This window comes from Bacillus sp. JNUCC-22, from assembly GCF_018861275.1.
GTDB lineage: Bacteria > Bacillota > Bacilli > Bacillales > Bacillaceae > Bacillus > Bacillus velezensis.
In genome coordinates this window covers 1539664-1559744 of record NZ_CP076408.1, presented here as the reverse complement: position 1 = coordinate 1559744, position 20081 = coordinate 1539664, and the positions used below count along the sequence as shown (strand labels likewise).

The window sequence follows — 20081 nt, the reverse complement described above, 5'->3', positions numbered from 1 at the left end:
GGTTGTCTTATCCCTCAATCTTTTTTCATATAAAAAACTTTCAATCCAGCGGAATGAAAGACAGTGACCCGGTATAGCCCTTATCTTCAAAATGCTGTGCATTTTTCTGGATGCGGCACCTTGCATGACACGCAGGTTGCCGGGCGTCATCGGTCCAGTCCCTCAGCCGCTCTTGATAAGCTTTTTAGATTTGTACTAAATTTTAGCACAATTCTAACAGAAGTCAACCCGAGTTTTTTGATAGGAATAATAAAACAGGCCCTGAGGCCTGTTTTATTGTCATTATTTTTTAAACCAATCTTTTGACTCGGGATTCAATTTCCATGATTTCAGTTTTTCAATGTCAGCTGAATGAATCGTTCCGTTTTCAAGCGCGACTTCAATCAGCGTGTCATAATCCGTTAACGAGTAATAAGGAAGACCCGCTTTTTTAAAGGCTTCTTTTGCTTTCGGCAGTCCGTATGTAAAAATGGAAATGACGCCGAGGACTTCCGCGCCCTCTCTTTGAAGGGCCGCCGCAGCTTCAAGCACGCTGCCCCCGGTAGAAATCAAGTCTTCAATCACGACTGTTTTTTGTCCTTTCTTAATGGCGCCTTCTATTTGATTTCCTTTGCCGTGCGCTTTCGGTTTGCTTCTGACGTAGCACATCGGCGCGCCTGTACGGTCTGCGAGAAGCGCAGCATGCGGAATGCCCGCCGTTGCAGTGCCCGCGATCATCTCCGCCTCGGGGAAATGCTCTTTCAGCAGTTTGCCGAGCCCGTCCGCCACATCATTTCTCACTTTTGGATACGACAATGTCAGACGGTTGTCACAATAGATCGGTGATAAAATGCCGCTCGCCCACGTAAACGGCTCATTCGGGCGTAAAAAGACAGCTTCAATGTGTAATAGATGTTTTGCGATAGCCTGTTTCATCGGCGAACGCCCTCCCATTCCAGTTTAATTGCTTCATATGCTTCAACGGGGTTTTCCGCTTTTGTAATTGAGCGGCCCACGACGATGGCTGACGAACCGTTTTCTCTCGCAAATGACGGAGTCGCCGTCCGGACTTGATCGTCAGCTGCGTCACTGGCCGTGCGGATGCCCGGCGTGACTGTCAGAAATGAAGACCGGACCGCTTCATAAATGGCTTTTGTTTCATGTACCGAACATACCACTCCGTCCAGCCCACACTCTTCCGCCATTTTGCCGTAATGCACAACCGTTTCTAACAGCGGCTTATGCAGCAGAAGCTCTTCCTTCGCCACCTGCTCTGAAGTGCTGGTCAGCTGAGTCACCGCGATTAAAGACGGGCGTTTTCTGCCTGCCGGCGTGCCTTCTTCAAGCCCCTCAAGGGCCGCGCGCATCATGCGTGCGCCCCCTGCCGCATGCACATTGACGAGATCAACGCCGAGGCCGGCCAGCCGCTTCATCGCTTTATTGACCGTAGTCGGGATATCATGAAGCTTTAAATCTAAAAATATATCACAGTTCCGTTCTTTTAATTGGTGAATGATGGTGGGGCCTTCCTGATAAAAAAGCTCCATCCCCGTTTTGACAAAAAGCCTTTCCTTTTCAAACAAATCTAAAAACGCTAAAGTCTCTTCCCCTGATGCAAAATCAAGCGCGATGATGGGCAGATTGTTTTTCATGTTTCCAGCTCCTTCCGATGCATTCACTTACAGATTGAAAGCCGTGTTGGCTCAGTACACGGGGGAGCTGTTCTATGATTTCCGGGCAGACGAACGGATTGACGAAGTTTGCCGTGCCGACGGCAACCGCACTCGCTCCCGCAAGAAGAAATTCTAATGCATCCTCTGCGGTCTGAACGCCTCCCATCCCGATAATCGGGATTTGAACGGCCTGGCTGACTTCGTATACCATCCGGATGGCGACCGGTTTGATCGCCGGGCCTGACAGTCCGCCCGTTTTATTTGCTAAGATCGGCCGTCCCGTCTTGAGATCGAGCCTCATCCCGATGAGTGTATTAATCATCGTCAGACCGTCAGCACCGGCCGCTTCAATCGCTTTAGCAATTTCGGTTATGTTTGCGACATTAGGCGAAAGCTTCACATACACAGGCACTGCGGAAACTTCTTTCACCGCTTTTGTCAGTTCGGCCGCCATGACGGGATCAGTACCAAAAGCAATCCCCCCCGTTTTGACATTCGGACATGAAATGTTAAGCTCAAGCGCATGCACATTCGGCGCTTGGCTGATGTGCTCGGCCACTTCTTTATAGTCGTCCACCTGAGAACCGGCGACATTTGCGATAATCGGCGTGTCAAATTGTTCGAGCCAAGGCAGCTCATGATTGAGCACATGCTCAAGGCCGGGATTTTGCAGACCGATGGCATTCAGCATTCCCGCGCTTGTCTCCGCCACTCTCGGCGTCGGATTTCCGAAGCGGGCTTCGTTCGTCGTTGCTTTAATCATAATGCCTCCGAGGCATGATAAATCGTAAAAACCGGCATATTCTTTCCCGAAACCGAAACATCCGGAAGCGGGGATGATCGGGTTTTTCAATTGGAGACCCGGCAGATTCACCTCTAACATTACAGCGCCACCTCCTCAGCTTTAAATACCGGCCCGTCAAGGCAGACCTTTACATAGGATGTATCGCTTTCACCCGTACGGCACACGCAGGCGAAGCAGGCTCCGATGCCGCAGCCCATCCGCTCTTCCATCGAAAGATAAACCTCTTTATGGCCGTACTGCTGCTTCAGAGCTTTCAGCATCGGTGTCGGTCCGCAGCTTAGCAGGACATCGAATTCGAGCTGCTTTTCACGGATGACATCGGTGACAAACCCTTTCTCTCCATATGTACCGTCAGCCGTTGCCACATAGGTGTCTCCGTACGCACGACATTCCTGTTCGTAAAAAACATCCTTTGCTGATTGAAATCCAAGCACATGAATGACGTTTACGCCTTTTTCCGTCAGGCGCTTTGACAGTTCCTGCAAAGGCGGAACCCCGACTCCGCCTCCGACTAACAGCGCGGTTTTGCCGGGTTCAATCCGCCGGACGGGGAACCCGTTGCCGAGAGGGCCGAGAACGTCTATCCTGCCGCCCTCTTTTTTCCCGGACAAAAGACGCGTTCCCTCACCGTCAGCTCTGTAGATAACGGATACTTCATCCGCTTCGAAATCGACGTCCGCAATGCTGAGCGGTCTTCTTAATAGCGGCGTGACCGCGTCACTCACCTTCAGATGTAGAAATTGACCCGGCTCGGTAAGGTGCCGGACAAGCTCTCCTTTCAGCACCATCTTATAAATCCGGTCGGCAATTTCTAAGTTGGATTGAACAGTCAAATGCGCTTTCTTCATATCGTGACTGCCGCCTTTTGATTGGTTTCGGATGCAGGCATATGATCCGCCCGGAATGTCATGCTTTCCAGTACCCGCAAAATGGCTTCGGCCGTATCTAAAGATGTCAGGCAGGCGACTCCGTTCTCAACGGATTCGCGGCGGATTCTGAAGCCGTCTCTGGCCGGCTGTTTGCCCTTTGTCAGCGTATTGATGACAAATTGCGCTTCGCCGTTTCTGATCACATCGAGCAGATTTTTCCCTTCTTCGCCGATTTTTCCAACGACTTGAGCCGGAATCTGAGCGTCTTTCAAATAAGCCGCCGTTCCTTCCGTCGCCAAGATTTTATAGCCGATGGCGTGGAACCGCTTCGCGATCAGCAGTCCTTCTTCTTTATCTTTATCGGCAACAGTCAACAGCACTGAGCCGTAGTTCGGGATTTGAATGCCAGAAGCAATCAGCGCTTTATAGAGCGCTTTTTCCAGGGTTGAATCTTTGCCCATGACCTCTCCCGTCGACTTCATTTCAGGGCCTAACGTAATATCTACTCTTCTCAGCTTCGCGAATGAGAAGACAGGCGCTTTCACGAATACCCCCTGCTGTTCAGGCTGCAGCCCCTCTTGATAGCCGAAATCAGCAAGCTTTTGGCCGAGAATGACCTTTGTCGCCAGATTCGCCATCGGAATCTTTGTGATTTTGCTTAAGAACGGCACGGTTCTGCTTGACCGCGGATTTACCTCAAGCACATACACTTCACCTTGCGACAGTACGAACTGGATGTTCAGCAACCCGATGATGTTAAGGCCTTTTGCCAAGGCTACAGTGTATTGTTCGATTTTTTTCTTAATGTCTTCGCTTAAAGACTGAGGCGGATAGACGGCGATTGAATCCCCTGAATGGACGCCGGCCCGCTCGATATGCTCCATAATTCCCGGAATAACGACTGTTTCGCCGTCAGATACGGCATCGACTTCGATTTCTTTCCCCGTCAGATAACGGTCGATTAACACCGGATGCTGCGGGTTGATTTTGACCGCATTTTTCATATAGTGAAGCAGCTCTTCTTCGTGATAGACGATTTCCATCGCCCGGCCGCCGAGCACATACGAAGGGCGGACAAGTACCGGATAGCCGATGGATGCGGCAATTTTGACCGCTTCGTTCACCGACACAGCGGTTTTTCCGAGCGGCTGCGGCACATTCAGCGCCTCAAGCGCCTGCTCAAACTTATCCCGGTCTTCCGCACGGTCTAAATCTTCAAGTGATGTGCCGAGGATTTTGACGCCGCGGGCGCTCAATTCTTCCGCAAGATTGATCGCCGTCTGGCCGCCGAATTGGACGACAACGCCTTCCGGCTGTTCCAAATCGATGATGTGCATGACATCTTCTACCGTCAGCGGTTCAAAATACAGTTTGTCTGATATGCTGAAATCAGTGGACACCGTCTCAGGGTTGTTGTTGATAATAATCGCTTCATAGCCTGCCTGCTTGATCGCCCAGACAGAATGAACGGTCGCATAGTCAAATTCGACGCCCTGTCCGATACGGATCGGGCCGGAACCGAGGACGACGACGCTTTTTCTTGATGTAACCTCAGACTCGTTCTCTTCCTCATATGTGCTGTAAAAGTACGGGGTTTCTGATTCGAATTCCGCCGCACATGTATCCACCATTTTATATACAGGCTTGATGTCTGCTTCTTTTCGCATTTGATACAGCTCTTGTTCCGGCATATTCCATTCCCGGCTGATATATTTGTCGGAGAAACCGAGTTCCTTCGCTGTCTGAAGGACGGCGAGGCTGCCTTTTTCCGCTTTCAGCTCTGTTTCAAAAGCGACCAGCTTACAGAGCTTGTGCAAAAAGAATACGTCAATTGCGGAAAACTCATGAAGCTGCTCCACTGTATAGCCTCTTCTGAACGCTTCAGCAAGATAAAACAGGCGTTCATCCCCGGCTTTTCTGATCCGTTTTTCCAAAAGTCCGTCAGAAATCTCTTCCGCATCCTTCAGTTCCAGGTGATAGACATCGGCTTCAAGTGAGCGGACCGCCTTTAACAGCGATTCTTCAAGGGTGCGCCCGATGGCCATGACCTCTCCGGTGGCTTTCATTTGCGTCCCGAGCCTGCGGTTTGCCGACTCAAATTTGTCGAACGGCCAGCGCGGGATTTTAGAAACGACATAGTCAAGCGCGGGCTCAAAAGCCGCATATGTTTTTCCCGTTACGGGATTCATCATTTCATCAAGAGAAAGCCCGACTGCGATTTTCGCCGCAAGCTTTGCGATCGGGTAACCCGTCGCTTTTGAGGCGAGGGCAGATGAGCGGCTCACCCGCGGATTCACTTCGATAATGTAATATTGGAAGCTGTCGGGATCGAGCGCGAGCTGAACATTACAGCCGCCTTCAATGCCGAGCGCGCGGATCAGCTTTAATGAAACATTGCGCAAAAGCTGGTATTCCCGGTCGCTCAAAGTCTGGCTCGGGGCAACGACGATGCTGTCGCCCGTATGGATGCCGACCGGATCGATATTTTCCATGTTGCAGACGACGATCGCGTGATCTCTGCTGTCTCTCATGACTTCATATTCGATCTCTTTGTAACCGGCAATACTTTTTTCCAGAAGGCACTGATGGACGGGGCTGAGTTTTAATCCGTTTTCGACGATCTCTTTCAGTTCTGCTTCATTCGAGCAGATGCCGCCGCCCGTTCCGCCTAATGTGTAAGCGGGGCGCACAATAACCGGAAACCCGATCCGGCCGACAAATTCCTCGGCTTCCTGTAAAGTGCGGATGATCTCACTTTCCGGCACCGGTTCATTCAGCTCATTCATCAGCGTACGGAATAAGTCGCGGTCTTCCGCCTGCTGGATGGCGGACAGCTTTGTGCCGAGCACTTCCACCCCGCATTCCTCAAGAACCCCGAGTTCAGACAGCTCAACGGCAAGATTCAGTCCGGTCTGGCCTCCCAGAGTCGGCAGGATGGCGTCCGGCCGTTCTTTTCTGATAATACGCGTGAGAAACTCCGGCGTCAGCGGTTCTATGTATACCCGATCAGCCATTTCCGTATCCGTCATAATCGTTGCCGGATTCGAGTTGACGAGAATGACTTCATAGCCTTCTTCCTTTAAAGCGAGACACGCCTGTGTGCCCGCATAATCAAATTCCGCCGCCTGTCCGATAATAATCGGGCCTGATCCGATCACTAAAATCTTTTTAATATCTACGCGTTTTGGCATACCGCTTCCCCTTCTTTCTCAGTTGTTTCGATCAAGTCAATGAATCTGTCAAATAAATGATTGGCGTCTTCCGGCCCCGGTGAAGCTTCAGGGTGGTACTGAACCGTAAATGCCGGCAATGTTTTATGCTTGAGTCCTTCGATCGTTTGATCATTGATCGCAATGTGCGTCACTTCAAGCTCTGTCTCATCTATTGAAGAAACTGTATATCCGTGGTTTTGGGCGGTTAAAGCGACTTTCCCTGTCGCAAGCTCTTTAACCGGATGATTGGAACCCCTGTGTCCGAATTTCATTTTTTCCGTTTCCGCTCCGGATGCCAGTGCAAATAATTGGTGGCCGAGGCAGATTCCGAATAACGGCACCTTCCCGAGTATGCCTTTTATCATTTCAATGGCTTCCGGCACATCTTTCGGATCTCCGGGTCCGTTAGAAAGCATGATGCCGTCCGGCTTGAGCTGAAGCACTTCTTCCGCCGTTACATTGTACGGCACAACGATAACATCGCATTTTCTTTTGTTTAACTCTCTTAAAATGCCGTGCTTCATACCGAAATCGACGAGTACGATGCGTTTGCCGCGGCCCGGACTCGGATATGCCGTTTTCGCAGATACTTGAGCGACTTGATTTCTCGGCAGTTCCGTTTCTTTCAGCCTTGCAAGAACCTCTCCGACATTCTCCTCACTTGAAGCAAACGTTCCTTTTAATGCGCCGGCCGTGCGGATCATTCTTGTGAGCTTTCTCGTGTCAATCCCTTGTAAGCCGGGGATATTTTTCATTTTCAAATACTCGTCAAGCGTGTAAGCCGAACGCCAGTTGGAAGGCAGCTCGCACAGTTCTTTTACGATCAGCCCTTTTACAAAAGGAGTGATGGATTCAAAGTCATCTCTGTTAATTCCGTAGTTGCCGATCAGAGGATACGTCAGCGTCACGATCTGCCCGCAGTAAGAAGGGTCTGATAAAATTTCCTGATAACCGGTCATTCCCGTGTTGAATACGACTTCACCCGCGGTATGCTCCAGGCTCCCGAATGCTTCACCCTCAAATACCGCTCCATTTTCCAGCACTAGTCTTCTTTTCATTTGACGAGTCTCCCTTCTTCGTATGCAAGCTTACCGGCAGCCATCGTTGCAACAGGCCAGCCGAAGCACTTCATCTTGTTGAATGGCGTATTTTTTCCTTTAGATAAAAATGTATCTTTGTCAATGGCTGCTTCTTTTTCCAGATCAATCAGGGTGATGTCAGCCGGCGCCCCCGGTGCAAGCGTTCCGTACGGAAGATCAAATGCCTCGCAAGGTTTTACCGTCATGAAATCAACCAGCTGCTTCAGCGTCCACGCCCCGTTTTTCACAAAATGTGTGTACAGAAGCGGAAAGGCTGTTTCTAAACCGACGATACCGAAAGGCGCAAGCTTCATATCCGTGTTTTTCTCTTCTTCTGTATGCGGCGCATGGTCAGTGGCGATGAAATCAATCGTACCGTCTAAAAGCCCTTCAATCAGCGCCTCTCTGTCCTCTTTGCTGCGAAGCGGCGGATTCATCTTAAAATTGGTATCAAGTCCCGGGATATCTTCGTCACAAAGCAGCAGGTGGTGCGGCGATACTTCCGCCGTCACGCGGATTCCCGCTTTTTTTGCGTCTCTTACGGCTCTGACGGACTCTTTCGTGCTGATATGACACACGTGGTAATGGCAGCCCGCCGCTTCCGCCAGCAGCACGTCACGGGCGATATGTACCGCTTCACAAATGGAAGGTATGCCGTTCAGGCCGTTCGCTTTTGAAAAAGAACCTTCATGCACGCTCCCTCCGTAAATAAGCGAGTTATCCTCACAATGAGCGACAATCGCTTTATTCATTGAAGCCGCCCGTTTCATGGCTTCATACATCATTCCGGCCGTCTGAACGCCGACGCCGTCATCGGTGAAGGCGAATGCGCCGGCTTCATGAAGCGCCTCAAAATCTGTCATTTCTTCGCCGGTTTGTCTGATCGTAATGGATGCGTAAGGAAGAACCCTGACAGATGAGGTTTCTTTGATCCGGTTTTGCAGCCATTCCATCTGCTCTTTCGTATCCGGCACCGGTCTTGTATTCGGCATGGCTGCGACTGTGGTAAAGCCGCCTCGCGCCGCGGCTTTAGAGCCCGTCTCAATGGTTTCTTTTTTCTCGCCGCCCGGTTCTCTGAAGTGAACATGAAGGTCTACGAGTCCCGGTGAAACGAACAGTCCGTCAGCGTCGATCACCGTTTCTCCGTCTTTCGCTGTCAGAAGCCCGGTTTCCGAAATGAATTCACCCGTTACCCGGATATCCTGTGCCACTTTTTCTCCCTGTTCATTTAACATCCAGCCGTTCCTAATGAGATAAGACATAAGCCGCTTCTCCCCTTTTCACATTGGTTTGCAGTGCTCTTTTTAAGACTGCCATTCTGATATACACGCCATTTTCCATTTGTTTAAAGATTCTTGATTTTCCGCATTCCACTAATGTTGTGTCAATTTCGACTCCTCTGTTCACCGGTGCGGGATGCATGATGATGGCATGCCGCTTCATGCTCTCCGCCCGCTTTGCGGTCAGCCCGTATGCTTCCAGGTAGCCTTTTTGGTCGGCTTCTGTCTGATGCCTTTCATTTTGGATGCGGAGCAGCATGACGACATCTGAAGCTTGTATGGCTTCATCCGTCTGTATACAGGTGCCGAAGGCGTTTTTCTCATCCTGCCATTGCGGCGGACCAGAAAACAGCACGCGTGCGCCGAGCCTTGTCAGCACCTCGGCATTTGACCTTGCCACCCTGCTGTGTTTGATATCGCCATGAATGGAAACCGTCAGGCCCTGAAAGGTCTCAAATTCCTCTTGAATCGTCATTAAATCGAGCAATGACTGAGTCGGGTGCTGGCCGCAGCCGTCGCCGGCGTTTAAGATCGGAATATTGACTCTGCCGGTCAGATCTTTGTAATATTCATCCGTGCTGTGCCTGATGACGCAGGCGTCCGCTCCGATTGATTCCAGAGTTTTGACCGTGTCGTATAAGGACTCGCCTTTTTGAACGCTTGTGCTCGTATCGTCTAAGCTGAGCACGTTCATCCCGAGTTTCTTTTCCGCCACTTCAAAGCTGAACCGCGTTCTCGTGCTCGGTTCAAAAAACAGATTCGCAACAAATTTTCCCGCGAGATCGGGGCGGACTGTTCCCTCTTTTATCGCTTTTGCCTCACGCAGCAGTTCTGTAATTTCAGCTGCGCTCAGTTCAGACATCGCCGTTAAATGATTCATGTTTTTCTCCTCCGTTTCCGCTTGAAGGCCGTAAAAAAACACCCCGGTCTATAGACTCGGGGTGCGGTTAAAGAGAGAAGCAGCGTACAGCTTCTTCCCGTTATAACCCTTCCAAGCCTCTCTGGACTTTCTTTAAAAGGTTTTACATATGATTTTGTTTTTCTGATGCAATCGCGTCTTCTTCATTTGCATGCGGCAGGATAAGGTTCAGGATGACTCCGACGATTGCCGCAAGCGCCATGCCGGATATTTGGAACCCGCCTTTTGATACTTGAATAAAAGCCCCTCCGACACCGATCACGAGGATGACGGATGTGATAATTAAATTTCTCTTGTTTTCATAATCAATGTTGTTGTCAATCAGCATTCTTAAGCCGCTGGAGGCGATAATTCCGAAGAGCAGGAAGGAAACGCCTCCCATAACCGCGGACGGAACAGAGCTGATCAGCGCTGATACTTTTCCGATAAATCCGAAGCACAGCGCAATCACACCCGCGCCGCCGATGACAAAGACGCTGAAAACTCTCGTAATTGCCAGGACACCGATGTTCTCGCCGTATGTCGTCGTCGGCGGGCCGCCGATTAACGAAGCGATAATCGTCGCTACGCTGTCCCCCATTATGGAGCGGTGCAGTCCCGGCTTTTTAATGAAATCCTGTCCGACGACTTTACTCAGCACCATTTGGTGGCCGATATGTTCTGACATCGTCACGAAAGCGACCGGCACCATCGCAGCCGCAATGCCCAACGTCACTGACGGCGTATAGTCTTTGAAAGGGATGATAAATTCAGGAACGGCGAACCATTTTGCATCAATGACCGGCTGGAAATTGACGATGCCCTGTGTCAGCGCAAACAGATAGCCGCCTATAATGCCGATCAATACCGGAATCAGGCTTAAAAATCCCCGTAAAAAGATGGCGCAGATAATGGTGATGGCCAAAGTGACGCCGGCTACACTGAAATGTTTCAAGCTGTAGACGAGTTCCTTTGCATTCGGATCGGCATACATTGCCATATTGACGGCTGTGCTTGCCAGTCCGAGGCCGATGACGATGATGACCGGCCCGACGACCACCGGGGGCAGCAGCTTCATCAACCACCCCGTTCCAAGCTGCCTGATGAGAAGCGCGATCAGGCCGTACACAATTCCCGCCAGGAAAGCGCCGACCATGGCAGCCCCCGGCCCTCCCGTCGCCTTCACCAAGATAATCGGTGATATAAAGGCGAATGATGAGCCGAGATAAGCGGGAATCTGGCCTTTTGTCACCAAGAGATAGGCGAGTGTCCCGATTCCGCTCGTGACAAGCGCCACTGCCGGGCTCATTCCGACCAGTTTCGGCACGAGTATGGTTGAACCGAACATGGCGAATAAATGCTGCAGGCTGAATGACAGCCAAGACAATGGATTGGGGACGTCCCTGACTCCCAGGTTTACTTTTTTCTTACTCATGGCGTTTTCCTCCCGGTTGACTTTCAAATGGTATAAAAAAACCTCTTTGCTTTTTGCGCAAAGAGGCATACAAAACCCGGCCGCGTCGATCCGCCCGGCTTTGTGTTTTAAAATCCTCTTTGCAAACTCTCTGGAATGCATTTAAAAAGGGTGATTATTCATTTTCGTAAATGGCGACCATATCAGTCTGATCAACTTCGCTCAGCTGAACCATCACTTTTTCAGCTTTTGAGGTCGGAATGTTTTTCCCGATATAGTCCGCTCTGATCGGCAGCTCCCGGTGCCCTCTGTCGACAAGCACGGCAAGCTGTATCGATGACGGCCGCCCGACATCAACGAGGGCATCCATCGCAGCTCTCACCGTCCGGCCGGTATAAAGCACATCATCAACCACAATGACCTTTTGGTCTGTGATATCGGCCGGAATGTCCGCGCCTTTTACAAGCGGCTCTTCATTGCTCGTTTTTTTCGTCAGGTCGTCACGGTAAAGGGTGATATCGATTTCCCCGACGGTGACCGGATTCCCTTCAATCTGTTCGATCCGCTCGGCCAGCCGCTTCGCTAAATAAATGCCTCTTGTTTTAATCCCTACAAGAATGCAGTCATTCATTCCTTTATTCCGTTCGATCATTTCATGGGCTATCCTTGTCAGCGCCCGCCTGATCGCCTGTTCGTCGAGAATAACAGCTTTTTGATTCACTCGTGACACCTCTCCATTCGTATATAAGAAGAAAAAACCCCTCCTGCCAGAGCATAGAGGGGTTCCTTTCCAGGACGAAGACACACGTGTATCTCTTCTGTCCTATCCGTTATCCTTCTCAGCCTCTCTGGACTGTGTTAAAGAATCTATTCAGCTTGTTTTTATTATTTCAGAAAAGAAAGTCGCTGTCAATGGCTATTTCTCAAATGTTCAATGAGTTTTTTCATATCTTCAGGAAGGGGCGCTTCAAACTCCATGTATTCTCCCGTCCGCGGATGATCAAAACCTAATATTCCGGCATGAAGCGCCTGACCATTGAAATCAATGGTTTTTCTCGGTCCGTACTTCGGATCGCCTGCCAAAGGAAACCCGATATATTTCATATGAACACGGATCTGATGCGTTCTTCCGGTCTCAAGACGGCACTCTACGAGCGTGAAATCTTGAAAACGCTCAAGCACGTGGAAATGCGTGACGGCGTTTTTGCTGCTTTCTCTTGTTACGGTCATGCTTTGACGGTCTTTTTTATCTCTTCCGATCGGAGCGTCAATCGTTCCGTCATCATGTGAAATCACCCCGTGGACAACCGCTTTGTACTTTCTGGTCACGGTTTTATTGACGAGCTGATTAACGAGTGATTCATGCGCCATATCGTTTTTAGCGACCATTAACAGACCGGAAGTATCTTTATCAATCCGGTGGACGATTCCCGGGCGCATGACGCCGTTAATGCCGGAAAGGTCGTTGCAGTGAGCCATCAGTCCGTTTACAAGCGTCCCAGTCACATGGCCGGGCGCCGGGTGTACAACCATGCCCCGCGGTTTGTTCACAACCAAGACGTCCTGATCCTCATAGTAAATGTCCAAATCCATCGGCTCTGCAAGCACGTCCAATTCTTCCGGTTCAGGAATGGTGACGTTTACCTGATCGCCGGGCTGCATTTTATAATTCGCTTTTACGGATTTGCCGTTAACGGATACCAATCCCTCTTTTACCCATTGCTGCACTTGAGTGCGTGACCAGTTTTCTCCCGTTGAAGCCAAAAATTTATCAATCCGTTCGCTCTTTTGTTCAGGCTGAACGGTTATCTCAAATTGATTCATGTTATTGCTCCTTCTTTTTCCCGCTGTCAAACAGCATATGAATAAATAAAAGTATTACACCGACGCACAGTGAGGAGTCCGCGATATTAAAAATCGGATAGTGATAATCCACGATGATGACATGAATAAAATCCACCACTTCCTGGCGCGCCGCCCGGTCTATAAAGTTTCCGGCCGCACCGCCCAGCATTAAGCCGAGAGAAATTCCGAGTAACATCTGCCCTTTTGCATAACGCTGTATGTAATAAACGATTCCGATAATCACGGCGATGGTAATGACGTAGAAAAACCACATTTGGCCGGCTAAAATCCCCCACGCCGCTCCCGTGTTGCGATGAGATGTGATATAAAGCACCTGATCGATGACAGGTATGCTTTGTCCCAATTCCATATGGCTGACGACAAGCCATTTGGTCAATTGGTCGGCAATAATAATAAAAAGAGCGATTAGATAATAAAGCACACACGTTCCTCCAGTATACAGTTACTTTTATCCTTTATGAATTTTATCAGTAAAAGATGCCAGAGTAAAGGCAGATCATAAGCGCATGCAAACAGACGCTGTCACTCATACAGCGCCTGATCATATTCATAATCTCCGGGTTCCCAATATGGAAGGGTTTTCTTTTCAAATTGAGCGGGATAATAAAAATCATCAGCGGTTCTGGCCGTCGGCAGCACCGCAAGTTTTTCAATCGGAATGGGGTCGCCTGTTTTTTCACAATAACCGTACGTATTGTTTTCAAACTTAGACAGGGCAAGAAGAACGTCCTGAAGTTCTTCTTTTATATGATAGATCAGAGTTGCTTCTTGGTCGTTCATTGAAGGTTCAACAGATGCTGACATTTGAAAGCAAGAATATTCGAATAATCTTGATTGAAGTTCTTCTTTCATCATGAGAAGCTCCGTGTGGATTGCGGTCAGTTGATCATTCATTCATCACAACTCCTGCTCTTGATGTTATAGCTTTATTGTTGCCCCCAGGGCGCCATTTGAAGCCCATAAGATTTTTCCTGTCGTTCTAATCGATGACATTAGTGGCATGTAAAAAAAGCGCCCGGCTGTCACCGGGCGCTTTCTCATTCATTATTTTTGATAATATTTTTCAACGATTTCCGCATTGCGCAGTGATAGTGTCGGATATTTCGGATTGGCTCCGACATCTTTAGAAATTACGCGGGAACGTTCACACATCTGGCCTTCCGCTTTTTCTACGGTCATTTTTCCTGTTGTGAAGCTTTGCGCGTTTTCCGGTGCTTCACTTTCGTCTCTTACTGTCAGTTCTGAGACGATAAACAGCTGCGCGATGTTTTCTTTAATGGATGACAAGAGGTCGCGGTTTTCTTTGTTCGGATACAAAGTCAGGCTCGCTTCCAATGATCTTCCGATAATTTTTTCGTTACGGGCTGTTTCCAAAGCTTTCAGCACGTCGTTTCGAAGCTCCATGAAGCGGTCGAACTTTTCTTCTGTCGCTTGACTGTCCGGAACAGCGATGGTTTCCGGCATATCTGTCAGCTGCACGCTCGCTTCTTCAACAAATGATAAGTGAGACCACATTTCATCCGCCGTATGCGGGAGAATCGGCGCCGTCAGCTTCACTAACGCCAGCAGCGTTTCATAGAAGACGGTCTGCATGCTGCGGCGGTCCGGATGGTCCGCATGCTCGATGTACACAACATCTTTTGCAAAATCAAGATAGAAGGAGCTGAGCTCGATCGTACAGAAATTGTGAATGCTGTGATAAACAACCGCAAATTCGTATTCATCGTACGCTTTTTTCACCTTATCGATCAGCTTATTCAGCTTGATCAGCATATATTGATCCACTTCGCGGAGATCTTTTACATCAACGGCATTGACGCTTGGATTGAAATCGAACAGGTTGCCGTGAAGGAAGCGGAACGTGTTGCGGACTTTCCGGTATACTTCCGCGACCTGCTTCAGAATATCTTCAGAAACCGGGTGATCGGCCTGATAGTTTACGGAAGATACCCATAAACGCAGAATTTCAGCTCCAAGCTGTTTTGCGATTTTTGTCGGGTCAATCGTATTGCCGAGTGATTTACTCATTTTACGGCCGTTTGCATCAAGTGTAAATCCGTGGCTTAATACGCCTTTATACGGCGCTTTGCCGGTGACTGCAACAGCGGTGGAAAGAGATGAGTTAAACCAGCCGCGGTATTGGTCAGAGCCTTCAAGGTATAAATCAGCCGGACGGACAAGATCATCACGTTCTTCAAGAACGGCCTGATGGGAAGAACCTGAATCAAACCACACATCCATAATGTCTTGCTCTTTCGTGAAGATTCCGTTCGGGCTTCCCGGATGTGTAAATCCTTCCGGCAGAAGGTCTTTTGCCTCTCTTTCAAACCAGACGTTTGAGCCGTGCTGTTTGAACAGCTCAGACACGTGTTCAATCGTTTCGTCAGTGATGATCGGCTCACCGTTTTCTGCATAAAATACCGGGATCGGAACGCCCCAGACGCGCTGTCTTGAGATACACCAGTCACCGCGGTCGCGCACCATGTTGTAAAGGCGCTGTTCGCCCCACTCCGGCACCCACTTCGTTTGTTTGATGGCATCAAGCAGATCGGATCTGAAATCTTTAATTGACGCAAACCATTGCGCTGTCGCTCTGAAGATGGTCGGTTTTTTCGTTCTCCAGTCATGCGGATAGGAGTGTGTAATAAACTCGAGTTTCAAGAGCGCGCCGTTTTCTTCAAGCTTCTCCGTGATCGGTTTATTGGCTTTATCGTAAAACATTCCTTCAAAGCCCGGCGCTTCGTCGGTCATGTTTCCTTTTTCATCAACAGGGCACAGTACTTCTAAGCCGTACTTTTGGCCGACGATAAAGTCATCTTCCCCGTGGCCCGGGGCAGTATGAACACAGCCTGTTCCGGCATCGGTTGTGACGTGGTCACCGAGCATGACGAGTGAATCTCTGCCGTACAGCGGATGTTCTGCAGTGATGTATTCTAATTCTCTGCCTTTATATGATGCGACAACTTCGGGATTTTCAAAGCCGCATGCCTCCGCTACGTTTTCGATCAGTTCAGCTGCCACTACATAACGCTTGTCTCCAACCTTGATGACATTGTATTCAAGATCAGGATGAACGGAAATTCCGAGGTTGGCAGGCATCGTCCACGGCGTCGTCGTCCAGATGATGAAGCTTTCTCCGTTTTCCAGAACGCCTTTACCGTCTTTCACCTTAAACGCAACATAAATAGACGCGGAACGTTTGTCCTGATATTCAATTTCCGCTTCTGCTAAGGCAGATTCACTGGAAGGCGACCAGTTGACCGGCTTCAGACCTTTATAAATATAGCCTCTTTTCGCCATCTCGCCGAAAACGCGGATCTGCTGCGCTTCAAATTCAGGCTGAAGCGTAACATACGGGTTTTCCCAATCGCCTCTGACGCCGAGACGCTTGAATTGTTCGCGCTGTCTTTCGATCTGCTGCCATGCATAATCTTCGCAAAGCTTGCGGAAATCAGCGACGGACATTTCTTTCCGGTTTACTTTTTTGTTTTTCGTCAGCGCCGTTTCAATCGGCAGTCCGTGCGTATCCCAGCCCGGCACGTACGGTGCGTTGTAGCCGCTCATTGATTTATAGCGGACGATGAAGTCTTTCAGGATTTTGTTCAGGGCATGGCCCATGTGGATGTCTCCGTTTGCATAAGGAGGTCCGTCATGCAGCACGAATTTCGGGCGGTCTTTCGTCCGTTCTTGAACAAGACGGTAAATGTCCTGCTCCTCCCAGTCTTTTTGCATGTCCGGCTCACGATTTGGCAGATTTCCGCGCATCGGAAAATCTGTTTTCGGCATTAACAGCGTATCTTTGTAATCCATTTTCATTCCTCCACAACATTTTTCAGAAAATAAAAAAAGCCCTCTCATCCCATAAGGGACGAGAAAGCTTATCTCGCGGTACCACCCTTTTAGAAAAAACGGATCATCCGTCTTTTCCTCTCGAACATCGTAACGTGATGGAACGTCCTTTCCTACTCTCGGTTCAGAAAGGAAACTAAAGGGCTGATCTGCATGATTCCGGCCATCCCGGGCTTTCACCTTCCCCGGGTCGCTTTATAGCCTGTTTTGAGTCATGCCGGTCCCTTTCAATCGTCTTTTCATCTGAATTTATGAACGTATTATATTCGAACGGGCCGGAGAATGTCAAGAAAATCAGAAAATTATTCTTTTTCCTCAAATACCGCGTCGACTTCGTATTCCAGCAGATGATCCCAATCATCGTTCTTCAGCAGATCGAGCTGCGCTTCAATCAGCATTTGGAAACGTGTTCTGAAGACTTTAGACTGTTTTTTCAGCTCTTCGATTTCCATTGCGATTTTTCTTGATTTGGAAAGCGACTCATTGATGATGCGATCAGCATTTTTTTCTGCTTCACGGACGATCAGCTTCGCTTCTTTCTGCGAGTTGCGCTTTACGTCTTCTGCGGCTTCCTGGGCTACGAGAATTGATTTATTCAGCGTTTCTTCGATATTGGCAAAGTGGCCGATTTTTTCGTCCAGCTCGTTCACTTTCGCCTCAAGCTCCGTTTTTTTACGGAGTGCGATTTCGTAATCTTTTCTGACCTGCATTAAAAATTCATTTACTTCATCTTCATCATATCCGCGAAAACCTTTTGTAAACGTTTTGTTATGGATATCATTCGGCGTTAATGGCATATTGCCACCTCCATTTTTACATTTCAGTACGGTTATCTAGTTCACATTATAAAACAAATACGGCACAGATGGAGAAAAAAACTGAAAAAACGACTCATTTTTGCCGTTCAAATGTAACTTTCCATTTGTCTTTTTTCGTTTTTCCGTCAACTTTTGCCAAACTGCATCGTCCGAAGCCGCGAATCGAGAGCATGTCCCCTTCAGCAACCTGATAAGACGGATCTTCAATGGCTTTCCAATTCACCTTAACGAGCCCGTTTTTCACAAGCGCCTGCGCTTTCTGCCGGGATTGCCTGCTCATTGAAGCGCAGACGGCGTCGAGACGCAATGAAGAAACCGTGTCATCCCTTATTTCGACATCTGAAGCGGGAATGTGAAGAGCGGAAAGCTCGATTTTCTCAAGCTTTACCGGCGCTTTGCCCGCCTTGGTCAGCTGAGCGCTGACAAAATCGGCGATTTCACCGGAGACGATCAGCTGCACGGCTTCCTCTGAGAAAATCAGATCGCCGTATTTCTGCCGCTTTAAGCCGATCCCCATTAATGATCCGAGAAGAGAGCGGTGGTCAATACTGACGAATTTTTCAGCGTATTGAACGTCAAAAGCCCGAAGCTCAAAATCATCCTGTTCAGGTTCCATATATTCAGGGTATAAAATCGCGCGTTTGCGCTCAGCTCTGTCATATCCTCCGAAAAACGCAAGACCGCAGGCGTCGCCGATAACGGCTTTTACAATGACCTGTTCTCTGGGATCTAAGAAATCAGTCAGCTTCATCCGATACTGGTCCAGGACAATCTGTTTCCATTCAAGCGCCTGATCAATAAAAGGCCGCTCGTCTTGTCTGAAGTGCTGGTAAATATCGCTCATGTTCTTTCCTTTCTATGTAAAGAGGCTTGGCTGGTGCCAAGCCCGTATCAAACTGTCGCATTCAAGTATACATTGCGATCATGCGGTATAGGCCCCAAAGTCCCGTCGTGGCAAACCGAAGCACGATAATCGCTACAATCGGGGATATATCCAGCATGGCAATGGGCGGAATGATCCTTCTGAACGGCTCTAAATACGGTTCGCAAATCGCTGCGAGAAACCGTCCGACCGCCGTTTCTCTCGTACTCGGCACCCATGACATAAAGATATAGATGATCAGGGCAAACGAGTAGATGTAAATTAAATAACTCAGAACGGAAAAAATTTGATAAAGAATCATCCTGCTTTACCACCTCTGATGTTCGTCTTCATTTATAAGCTCCGAAATCGTGCCGGAAACGTCGACATTATCAGGCGTGCACAGAAAAATATCTGAACCGATTCTCTGAATGTCGCCGCCGATGGCGTAGACGGTACCGCTTAAAAAGTCGACGATTCTTTTCGCCTGATCATGCTGGATGCGCTGCAGATTGACGACAACCGCCCGCCTGTTCTTTAAATGATCGGCGATTTCCTGCGCTTCCGCATATACACGCGGTTCACTCAACACCACTTTAGAGGATTTCTGAACACTTTGCAAGCTTACTACGTTCTGCTTGCCCTGCGGCTTCTGAGCGTAAGCAGGCTGTTTATCTTTCTGCTGTTCATGCTCTTCCGGATGATCCTGCTCCGTTTCAATGTATTCGTACTCGTACTCCTCCTCATCCATTGAGAAAAAGTTTTTCAGTTTATTTTTCATGCTCATTTGTTTACACCCCCCGGTTCATTTCCGACTAATGAAGAGCCGATTCTGATAAAAGTTGCGCCCTCTTCAACAGCGATTTCATAATCATTTGACATGCCCATTGACAGTTCCCGGCACGGTGCGTTTGTCTGATGCAGTTTTTGCACCTGATCCCTCAGATCACGCAATTGCCGGAAGCAGGCTCTGATCGTTTCTGTATCGTCTGTCAGGGGAGCCATCGTCATCAGGCCCTCTACAGAAATGTTTCTAAACTCAGAAAGCTCTCTGATAAAGGGGATGACCTCCTCTGTTTTTAAACCGTGCTTAGACGGCTCAAGCGAAGTATTCACCTGCACAAAACAGCGAACCGCATGCTGCGCCCGTTTTTCAATCTCTTTTGCCAATGACAGTCTGTCTAAGGAATGAATATAAGATACACGGTCAACGACGGCCTTCACCTTTCTGGACTGAAGACTGCCGATAAAGTGCCACTCCGGGCTGCCTTTGATGACTTCCTGCTTATGGATAAGCTCGGCATCCCGGTTTTCTCCCAGACTTGTAATACCGGCATCAACGGCCTCTTGAGCCCTTTCGGCTGATACGTATTTTGTAACCGCGATGACGGTAACATCTTCGGGGCTTCGGCCCGATCTGTTACATGCTTCGTTTATTCTTTCGTTTATATGTCGTAATTGATCAGCAACACGCAAG

19 protein-coding genes, 1 riboswitch and 1 other annotated feature are annotated in these 20081 nt (G+C 48.9%); all 19 genes read right to left on the bottom strand.

From position 1 onward, the window contains the following. Positions 1 to 77 precede the first annotated feature (77 nt). Positions 78 to 182: riboswitch (SAM riboswitch) on the bottom strand. 100 nt (positions 183 to 282) lie between these two features. Continuing rightward, entirely contained in the window at positions 283 to 915 is a 633-nt protein-coding gene (gene pyrE, locus JNUCC22_RS07860; RefSeq protein ID WP_007611309.1) for an orotate phosphoribosyltransferase, read from the bottom strand. Next, complete coding sequence (pyrF, locus tag JNUCC22_RS07855) at positions 912 to 1631, bottom strand: orotidine-5'-phosphate decarboxylase (protein WP_216062249.1); 720 nt, start codon at positions 1629 to 1631, stop codon at positions 912 to 914. The genes pyrE and pyrF overlap by 4 nt, the downstream gene beginning before the upstream one ends. Continuing rightward, positions 1600 to 2535 (bottom strand): dihydroorotate dehydrogenase, encoded by a 936-nt coding sequence (locus JNUCC22_RS07850; RefSeq protein ID WP_216062248.1) that lies wholly within the window; start codon positions 2533 to 2535, stop codon positions 1600 to 1602. The genes pyrF and JNUCC22_RS07850 overlap by 32 nt, the downstream gene beginning before the upstream one ends. Continuing rightward, entirely contained in the window at positions 2535 to 3305 is a 771-nt protein-coding gene (locus tag JNUCC22_RS07845) for a dihydroorotate dehydrogenase electron transfer subunit (protein WP_020955796.1), read from the bottom strand. Before JNUCC22_RS07845 ends, JNUCC22_RS07850 begins: the two co-directional genes overlap by 1 nt. Beyond that, on the bottom strand, positions 3302 to 6517 hold the full coding sequence (gene carB, locus JNUCC22_RS07840; RefSeq protein WP_020955795.1) for a carbamoyl-phosphate synthase (glutamine-hydrolyzing) large subunit: 3216 nt from the start codon (positions 6515 to 6517) through the stop codon (positions 3302 to 3304). Before carB ends, JNUCC22_RS07845 begins: the two co-directional genes overlap by 4 nt. Further along, positions 6502 to 7596 carry a carbamoyl phosphate synthase small subunit gene (locus tag JNUCC22_RS07835; RefSeq protein WP_007409730.1) on the bottom strand — a complete coding sequence of 365 codons (1095 nt, stop codon included), beginning with the start codon at positions 7594 to 7596 and terminating at the stop codon, positions 6502 to 6504. The genes carB and JNUCC22_RS07835 overlap by 16 nt, the downstream gene beginning before the upstream one ends. Continuing rightward, positions 7593 to 8879, bottom strand: a complete 1287-nt coding sequence (locus JNUCC22_RS07830; RefSeq protein ID WP_169509891.1) for a dihydroorotase — start codon at positions 8877 to 8879, stop codon at positions 7593 to 7595. Before JNUCC22_RS07830 ends, JNUCC22_RS07835 begins: the two co-directional genes overlap by 4 nt. Beyond that, positions 8863 to 9777 carry an aspartate carbamoyltransferase catalytic subunit gene (locus JNUCC22_RS07825; RefSeq protein ID WP_216062247.1) on the bottom strand — a complete coding sequence of 305 codons (915 nt, stop codon included), beginning with the start codon at positions 9775 to 9777 and terminating at the stop codon, positions 8863 to 8865. Before JNUCC22_RS07825 ends, JNUCC22_RS07830 begins: the two co-directional genes overlap by 17 nt. Before the next feature lie 142 nt (positions 9778 to 9919). Further along, positions 9920 to 11230 carry a uracil permease PyrP gene (pyrP, locus tag JNUCC22_RS07820; RefSeq protein ID WP_007409727.1) on the bottom strand — a complete coding sequence of 437 codons (1311 nt, stop codon included), beginning with the start codon at positions 11228 to 11230 and terminating at the stop codon, positions 9920 to 9922. A 154-nt stretch (positions 11231 to 11384) separates the two neighbouring features. Next, positions 11385 to 11930, bottom strand: coding sequence for a bifunctional pyrimidine operon transcriptional regulator/uracil phosphoribosyltransferase (pyrR, locus tag JNUCC22_RS07815; RefSeq protein ID WP_003154392.1), 546 nt, complete (start codon positions 11928 to 11930; stop codon positions 11385 to 11387). A 188-nt stretch (positions 11931 to 12118) separates the two neighbouring features. Beyond that, positions 12119 to 13033 carry an RluA family pseudouridine synthase gene (locus JNUCC22_RS07810; protein ID WP_039063050.1) on the bottom strand — a complete coding sequence of 305 codons (915 nt, stop codon included), beginning with the start codon at positions 13031 to 13033 and terminating at the stop codon, positions 12119 to 12121. A 1-nt stretch (position 13034) separates the two neighbouring features. Beyond that, entirely contained in the window at positions 13035 to 13496 is a 462-nt protein-coding gene (lspA, locus tag JNUCC22_RS07805) for a signal peptidase II (protein WP_003154398.1), read from the bottom strand. Positions 13497 to 13597: 101 nt separating this feature from the next. Then, on the bottom strand, positions 13598 to 13969 hold the full coding sequence (locus JNUCC22_RS07800) for a TraR/DksA family transcriptional regulator (RefSeq protein ID WP_039063049.1): 372 nt from the start codon (positions 13967 to 13969) through the stop codon (positions 13598 to 13600). Positions 13970 to 14119: 150 nt separating this feature from the next. After that, complete coding sequence (gene ileS / locus JNUCC22_RS07795; RefSeq protein WP_007409724.1) at positions 14120 to 16885, bottom strand: isoleucine--tRNA ligase; 2766 nt, start codon at positions 16883 to 16885, stop codon at positions 14120 to 14122. 51 nt (positions 16886 to 16936) lie between these two features. Continuing rightward, positions 16937 to 17165, bottom strand: a binding site (T-box leader). A gap of 61 nt (positions 17166 to 17226) precedes the next feature. Next, the gene (divIVA, locus tag JNUCC22_RS07790) at positions 17227 to 17721 is read right to left on the bottom strand and encodes a septum site-determining protein DivIVA (RefSeq protein WP_003154406.1); all 495 of its coding nucleotides are present in this window, start codon (positions 17719 to 17721) and stop codon (positions 17227 to 17229) included. A gap of 94 nt (positions 17722 to 17815) precedes the next feature. Beyond that, positions 17816 to 18586: a YlmH family RNA-binding protein gene (locus JNUCC22_RS07785; RefSeq protein ID WP_061046801.1), complete on the bottom strand. Its 771-nt coding sequence runs from the start codon at positions 18584 to 18586 to the stop codon at positions 17816 to 17818. Between the two features lie 61 nt (positions 18587 to 18647). Next, on the bottom strand, positions 18648 to 18926 hold the full coding sequence (locus JNUCC22_RS07780; protein ID WP_003154408.1) for a YggT family protein: 279 nt from the start codon (positions 18924 to 18926) through the stop codon (positions 18648 to 18650). 6 nt (positions 18927 to 18932) lie between these two features. After that, complete coding sequence (sepF, locus tag JNUCC22_RS07775) at positions 18933 to 19391, bottom strand: cell division protein SepF (protein WP_007409719.1); 459 nt, start codon at positions 19389 to 19391, stop codon at positions 18933 to 18935. Continuing rightward, positions 19388 to 20080 (bottom strand): YggS family pyridoxal phosphate-dependent enzyme, encoded by a 693-nt coding sequence (locus tag JNUCC22_RS07770; RefSeq protein WP_007409718.1) that lies wholly within the window; start codon positions 20078 to 20080, stop codon positions 19388 to 19390. The genes sepF and JNUCC22_RS07770 overlap by 4 nt, the downstream gene beginning before the upstream one ends. Position 20081 lies beyond the last annotated feature (1 nt).

What these genes read in the sequence shown, in the direction of transcription:
- pyrE (WP_007611309.1), bottom strand. Translation starts at nt 915, where the DNA reads ATGAAACAGGCTATCGCAAAACATCTATTACACATTGAAGCTGTCTTT.
- pyrF (WP_216062249.1), bottom strand. Translation starts at nt 1,631, where the DNA reads ATGAAAAACAATCTGCCCATCATCGCGCTTGATTTTGCATCAGGGGAA.
- JNUCC22_RS07850 (WP_216062248.1), bottom strand. Translation starts at nt 2,535, where the DNA reads ATGTTAGAGGTGAATCTGCCGGGTCTCCAATTGAAAAACCCGATCATC.
- JNUCC22_RS07845 (WP_020955796.1), bottom strand. Translation starts at nt 3,305, where the DNA reads ATGAAGAAAGCGCATTTGACTGTTCAATCCAACTTAGAAATTGCCGAC.
- carB (WP_020955795.1), bottom strand. Translation starts at nt 6,517, where the DNA reads ATGCCAAAACGCGTAGATATTAAAAAGATTTTAGTGATCGGATCAGGC.
- JNUCC22_RS07835 (WP_007409730.1), bottom strand. Translation starts at nt 7,596, where the DNA reads ATGAAAAGAAGACTAGTGCTGGAAAATGGAGCGGTATTTGAGGGTGAA.
- JNUCC22_RS07830 (WP_169509891.1), bottom strand. Translation starts at nt 8,879, where the DNA reads ATGTCTTATCTCATTAGGAACGGCTGGATGTTAAATGAACAGGGAGAA.
- JNUCC22_RS07825 (WP_216062247.1), bottom strand. Translation starts at nt 9,777, where the DNA reads ATGAATCATTTAACGGCGATGTCTGAACTGAGCGCAGCTGAAATTACA.
- pyrP (WP_007409727.1), bottom strand. Translation starts at nt 11,230, where the DNA reads ATGAGTAAGAAAAAAGTAAACCTGGGAGTCAGGGACGTCCCCAATCCA.
- JNUCC22_RS07810 (WP_039063050.1), bottom strand. Translation starts at nt 13,033, where the DNA reads ATGAATCAATTTGAGATAACCGTTCAGCCTGAACAAAAGAGCGAACGG.
- JNUCC22_RS07800 (WP_039063049.1), bottom strand. Translation starts at nt 13,969, where the DNA reads ATGAATGATCAACTGACCGCAATCCACACGGAGCTTCTCATGATGAAA.
- ileS (WP_007409724.1), bottom strand. Translation starts at nt 16,885, where the DNA reads ATGGATTACAAAGATACGCTGTTAATGCCGAAAACAGATTTTCCGATG.
- divIVA (WP_003154406.1), bottom strand. Translation starts at nt 17,721, where the DNA reads ATGCCATTAACGCCGAATGATATCCATAACAAAACGTTTACAAAAGGT.
- JNUCC22_RS07785 (WP_061046801.1), bottom strand. Translation starts at nt 18,586, where the DNA reads ATGAGCGATATTTACCAGCACTTCAGACAAGACGAGCGGCCTTTTATT.
- JNUCC22_RS07780 (WP_003154408.1), bottom strand. Translation starts at nt 18,926, where the DNA reads ATGATTCTTTATCAAATTTTTTCCGTTCTGAGTTATTTAATTTACATC.
- sepF (WP_007409719.1), bottom strand. Translation starts at nt 19,391, where the DNA reads ATGAGCATGAAAAATAAACTGAAAAACTTTTTCTCAATGGATGAGGAG.